1 protein-coding gene is annotated in these 1,698 nt (G+C 65.3%); it reads left to right on the forward strand.

What is annotated here, in order from left to right; genetic code table 11:
- Positions 1-118 precede the first annotated feature (118 nt).
- On the forward strand, positions 119-1,648 hold the full coding sequence (locus ACIPIA_RS15690) for an acyl-CoA carboxylase subunit beta (RefSeq protein WP_400510902.1): 1,530 nt from the start codon (positions 119-121) through the stop codon (positions 1,646-1,648).
- The last annotated feature ends 50 nt before the right edge of the window (positions 1,649-1,698 follow it).

Raw genomic sequence — 1,698 nt, forward strand, 5'->3', positions numbered from 1 at the left:
GGCAGAACGATCGGCATGATGCCTCTGCGCAGTTCGGCAAACGTCGCAATGGACTTCGGTCGGCGTGCCGCTTAAGCCGGCTTTCGAGACGCGATTTCCGGCCGGGAGCCTTGCCGCCATGAAGGATATCCTCGAACAGCTCGAAACCCGGCGCGAAGGCGCCCGCAAGGGCGGCGGCGACAGACGCATCGAGGCTCAGCACAAGCGCGGCAAGCTCACCGCCCGCGAGCGCATCGAACTGCTGCTCGACAAGGACTCCTTCGAGGAGTTCGACATGTTCGTGCAGCACCGCGCCGTCGATTTCGGCATGGACAAGTCCGAGAAGATCCCCGGCGACGGCGTCGTCACCGGTTGGGGCACGGTGAACGGCCGCACCGTCTTCGTCTTCTCCAAGGACTTCACCGTCTTCGGCGGCTCGCTCTCCGAGACCCACGCCCAGAAGATCATCAAGATCCAGGACATGGCGCTGAAGATGCGCGCGCCCATCGTCGGCCTGTTCGATGCCGGCGGCGCCCGCATCCAGGAGGGCGTCGCAGCGCTCGGCGGCTATGGCGAGGTTTTCAAGCGCAACGTCCAGGCGTCCGGCGTCATTCCGCAGATCTCGGTGATCATGGGCCCCTGCGCCGGCGGCGACGTCTATTCCCCGGCCATGACAGACTTCATCTTCATGGTCCGGGACACCTCCTACATGTTCGTCACCGGCCCGGAGGTGGTGAAGACCGTCACCAACGAGACCGTGACCTCCGAGGAGCTCGGCGGCGCCAAGGTCCACACCTCCAAGTCCTCGGTCGCCGACGGCTCCTTCGAGAACGATGTCGAGGCGCTCCTGCAGGTGCGCCGCCTGCTAGACTTCCTGCCGGCGAACAACACGGCCGGCGTGCCGGAATGGCCGAGCTTCGACGTGCCGGACCGGGTCGACATGAGCCTCGACACGCTCGTCCCCGACAATCCGAACAAGCCCTACGACATCAAGGAGTTGATCCTGAAGACGGTCGACGAGGGTGACTTCTTCGAGATCCAGGAAGCCTACGCAAAGAACATCGTTACCGGTTTCGGACGCATCGAGGGCCGCACCGTCGGCATCGTCGCCAACCAGCCGATGGTGCTGGCCGGCGTGCTCGACTCCGACGCCTCGCGCAAGGCCGCCCGCTTCGTGCGCTATTGCGACGCCTTCGAGATCCCGATCGTCTCGCTCGTCGACGTTCCCGGCTTCCTGCCGGGCACGGCGCAGGAATATGGCGGCCTGATCAAGCACGGCGCCAAGCTGCTCTTCGCCTATTCGGAATGCACCGTGCCGCTGGTCACGATCATCACCCGCAAGGCCTTCGGCGGGGCCTACGACGTCATGGCCTCCAAGCACATCGGCGCCGACGTCAACTATGCCTGGCCGACGGCTCAGATCGCGGTGATGGGCGCGAAGGGCGCGGTCGAGATCATCTTCCGCGGCGGCGACACGGAGACGATCGCGCGCCAGACCAAGGAATATGAGGACCGCTTCATGTCCCCCTTCGTCGCGGCCGAGCGCGGCTATATCGACGAGGTGATCATGCCGCACTCGACCCGCCGGCGCATCGCCCGCGCGCTCGCCATGCTCAGGACGAAGAGCGTCGAGCGCCCCTGGCGCAAGCACGACAACATCCCGCTCTGAGCCATGGCAAGCCCTGGCATCAGTTCCAGCGGCGGAAGATCACGCTGGCA

The organism is Allobosea sp. CER48, assembly GCF_044752385.1.
Taxonomy (GTDB): domain Bacteria; phylum Pseudomonadota; class Alphaproteobacteria; order Rhizobiales; family Beijerinckiaceae; genus Allobosea.